This window comes from Brevibacterium sp. S111 (genome assembly GCF_004745075.1).
GTDB lineage: Bacteria > Actinomycetota > Actinomycetes > Actinomycetales > Brevibacteriaceae > Brevibacterium.
Map to the genome: position 1 here is coordinate 1 of NZ_RHFH01000038.1, position 3951 is coordinate 3951.

Annotated in this window: 2 protein-coding genes and 1 pseudogene; 2 read left to right on the forward strand and 1 reads right to left on the reverse strand. The window is 58.8% G+C overall.

Going from position 1 to position 3951, the window contains the following annotated elements; all coding sequences use genetic code 11:
* Nucleotides 1-772: 772 nt before the first annotated feature.
* Nucleotides 773-1039 (reverse strand): hypothetical protein, encoded by a 267-nt coding sequence (locus tag EB836_RS17845; RefSeq protein WP_205683416.1) that lies wholly within the window; start codon nucleotides 1037-1039, stop codon nucleotides 773-775.
* 185 nt (nucleotides 1040-1224) lie between these two features.
* Between EB836_RS17845 and istA the strand changes: the two are divergent.
* Together istA and EB836_RS17855 are read left to right on the forward strand one after the other, a co-directional pair.
* Nucleotides 1225-2806 (forward strand): annotated as a pseudogene (istA, locus tag EB836_RS17850) (IS21 family transposase).
* Nucleotides 2803-3552: an ATP-binding protein gene (locus EB836_RS17855; RefSeq protein ID WP_135542778.1), complete on the forward strand. Its 750-nt coding sequence runs from the start codon at nucleotides 2803-2805 to the stop codon at nucleotides 3550-3552. The pseudogene istA and the gene EB836_RS17855 overlap by 4 nt, the downstream one beginning before the upstream one ends.
* Nucleotides 3553-3951: the final 399 nt, after the last annotated feature.

Genomic DNA, 3951 nt, shown 5'->3' on the forward strand with positions numbered 1-3951 from the left:
CTGAGAGGTGCCCCTTTCTGTGTGGGATATGGAGACTTAGAACATCACCATTTTCCCAGTTCAGGAGGGGCATTTCCATTTCACGCGCGGCTTGATCCGGCTACTCGCATCGGTGGATCAAGGTTAAGTTAGTGGAATGACGGTCAGTTCTACGAGTAGTGGTGCCTCGGGCCGTCGATGGTGTCGCTTCTTGACGGGCCACTTCGACGGTCAAGTGAGCCTCGATCACATACCGGGTGCGGTGGAAGATCGGATTAGCCCTCAGATCTGTCTTCGACATCCGGAAAACTGCTCAATGTGCCACAAGTCGTGATAGCTGTATAGAACGGGCTTTCGGTAGCACGCGTGTAATGAAGCGGTAGCGGCTGTGCGGGTATGTGAAAGCACCTATACGGTGCCCTGCCCCTGAGTCCAAATAGTCGAACTCATTTGCCGTATGCGATCGAGTATCTGCCGTCCAACATGAGCTGCGCACCACCTACAAGTACCGCAGTCTTCGGGACAGCTCATGCTCGGGCCTATCTGCATCTCAAAAGCGCTTGCCACCGGAACCCTCGGTGGAATCGCTGATGGACCGGATGATCTCGACATCCTTGTTACATCCCTGGACGTCGTCCAGACTGCATACGCAAACCCCGCCGAGAGGCCACCAGCGCGGTACCGGTTGGTGCCCGTTCTCCCGGATACAGGCGTTGGAGATGGCAGCGCCGAACAGCTCCGATAGACGCATCCTTCATCAGGTTTGCTTGCTGCTACCCGGCGTACACTGCCGTTACCGTTTCGATACGCGCGCGCTACCGGAAGCCATTTCCCAACAATAGCTGCCGACCACCTCAGTAGCCGGCATCGTCGCCGCCGGAATGTTCGTCACGTAGCCCTTGAACCCGGTCAGCTTCATCGCCCACTCGTAAGCCTTCTCGTCGAATGCTTTCTCCTCATCCGTGACCTTCACGCAACGGGCCCTCCTCGCCAGCTTGTTACCGTCAATAATCGCCAGCGCCCGATTGCGTTGTAAGTTCAGAGTCTGCTCATCACGCATCGCTCTCTTACGTCGGTACTGCTGAGTATTCGGTCTTTTGAGCGCCACCGCCCTCGCCTCTCAGCGCCACCTCGCCTGGAGCTCAAACGGCGTCGTGAGCGCCACCGAATATTCGACTTCAGCGCCACCTGTTTCTAGGCTCCTTCTACCGCGTGGCCACTCACGCGGTAGAAGGAGCAAAACGAATGGTACGCAAAATCAAAGCGAAGTTGGTGCTTCGCCTCCGATCTGAAGGACTCTCTCGCCGCCAGATCGCCGCTCAGGGCATGTCGAGACATTCCGTCGACGCCGTCATCGCCGCCGCTGATGCCGCGGGGCTGTCCTACGACGAGGCAGCCGGGATGCCGGATGCCGATGTCTACGCTCGACTGTTTCCTGGCCGTGGCGAACATGAGAGTGTCTACGCCCAACCTGATTGGAGTGAAGTCCACCGCGAACTCGCGCGCGTCGGGGTGACCTTGAAACTATTGCACAGCGAGTACCGTGACGCCTGCGCCACCGCAGACTCGCCGGCGATGGGCTATGACCGTTTCTGCAAGACCTACCAGCACCATGTGCTCGTTTCCGGGCTGGCCTCTCGAGTCGGACACAAGGCCGGCCAAAGCGTCGAAGTCGACTGGTCGGGCAAAACGATGATGCTTGCCGACCCGGTCGCGGGGACACAGACGAAAGTCTTTCTCTTCGTCGGTTGCCTGCCGTTCTCGCGCTATGCGTTTGTTGAGCCGGCCCTGGATATGAAGCAGGACACCTGGCTGCGGGCGCATATAGCGATGTTCGACTGGTTCGGCGGCAGCGTGCCCCGGATCGTGCCCGACAACCTCAAGACCGGCGTGATCTCCCATCCTCGGGAAGGACAGATCATCCTCAATGATGCCTATCGTGAGGTGGCTGCACACTATTCTGCTGCCGTCTTGCCGGGCCGAGTCAGGAAACCCAAGGACAAGGCCAGTGTTGAAAACACGGTCGGCAATATCGCCACCCAGGTCATCGCGGCACTGCGCGGACAGACCTTTCGAACACTGCCTCAGTTACGTGAGGCGATCTATGAACGAATGCGGGCCTATAACGCCCAACCGTTTCAGAAACGTCCTGGATCACGGGCAGCGGTCTTCGACGCCGAGGAACGGCCACTGCTGCGGCCGTTGCCGGCGGTTGCTTATGAGATCAGCCGCTGGATCTATGGGAGGAAAGTCCGCAAAGACGGGCACGTGGTGTTCGAGAAGAACTTCTACTCGGTGCCCTATGCGCATGTCGGTTCCAGCGTCGACTTACGGATCACGGAAACGACAGTCGAGATCTTCGACGGGCACACGCGGCTTTCGAGTCATCTGCTTCCGCCGGCAGGAGTCATCAACTCCCATCACACCCAATGGCGACCTGCCCCATGGTGAGAGGTATCAGCAATGGGACGGGCCTCGCGTGCGGGAATGGGCAGGTCGTATCGGACAAGACACGACGACGGTGATCAACCGGATCTTCGAGTCCGTGCCCGTTGAGGAACAGGGACTGAACGCGGCGCTGGCGGTGCTGCGCTTGTCTCGCCGGTTCTCTCCTAAGCGAGTCGAAGCAGCCGCTGGCATCGCGTTATCGGGTCGGATTCGATCACCACGGTATGCGCATTTGCGGCCGATTCTCGACAGTGGGCAAGACATGCCGGCCAGCAAGCGCAGACGAAGTCCTGAACCGTCTGGGCTGCCCGCTGTTGGACCAACGCCCACGGTCGGTTTCGTTCGTGGGCCAGACTACTACGCAGGAGGACAACGATGACTCGTCTCGATGACGAAACGAAACGGAAACTGCGTGAAATGGGGTCAACAAGCCTGTTGAGCGCATTCGATGCCCAAGACGACGCTCTCACCCTGGGGATGCCATTCGAAGAGCGCATCCAGCTCGCTGTCGATGACGCTCATGCTGAGTTCACCCATGCGAAAGTCGAGGGGCTCATCCGTCGGGCGGGACTGCGATATCCCGATGCGGATCTGCGTCGGATCGATCTGATCGACCAGCGTGGCCTCGACCGTGACGTCATCGCTCAACTCGGAACCGCCTCGTTCATCACCCGGCAGCAAAACGTTGTGTTCCAGGGGTTCACCGGGTCGGGCAAGTCGTATCTGGGGTCGGCGTTGGCGAAGCAGGCCTGTCAGCATCGCTACCGTGCCTACTACATTCGCATGCCCGATCTTGAGGAGGCCTGGGCCACTGCGCAGGACAAGCCGGGCGGTCGGGAGAAATGGTTGCGCAAATACTCGGCGTTCACGCTGTTAGTCATCGATGAATGGTTGCTCGACGAACCCGATGACGATGTCCGTTCGATGCTGCTCGAGCTCCTTGAACGTCGTTACGATACGACGTCGACGGTGTTCTGCACCCAGTATGCGAAGAAAGACTGGCATCAACGACTCGGGTCCGGTGTCCACGCGGATGCGATCATGGATCGTATCGTTCACAACACGATCTGGATCACGACCGGGGAGATGAACATGCGCGAACACATCAGTACAGCCACGCAGTGACCAATTGTCGGTGAGCGTCGGGTGACGGCCTGGCGCTCACCGCCACGACCCGGTGGCGCTGAAAGGCAATATTGGGTGGCGCTCAACCGCAATAGTCAGTGGCGCTCACACCACCGAATACTCAGTACTGCCACACCACCCGCCACCGATCCTTGCATCAGTCCCGTTAGCCTCGGGATTTCATGATTAGGGGCGTCCAGGTCCCGGACAGAGAGAAGAAAAGTGCTCCTGACCAGGGATAATGATGTTTGCGACGACATCAATATTCTCTGGAAAGGGGTATCCATTTAAATCCCGAAACCGGGATCCTGGTACCGAGGTAGGCTGAACAGACGAATAGAGGGCTCCCGCGCTGCGCCAACAGCCGGGAGCGTGGACATACACCAGGAAGGGGTGTAC

Coding starts and splice junctions, on each gene's coding strand:
- EB836_RS17855 (WP_135542778.1), top strand. CDS start 2,803: ATGACTCGTCTCGATGACGAAACGAAACGGAAACTGCGTGAAATGGGG.
- EB836_RS17845 (WP_205683416.1), bottom strand. CDS start 1,039: ATGCGTGATGAGCAGACTCTGAACTTACAACGCAATCGGGCGCTGGCG.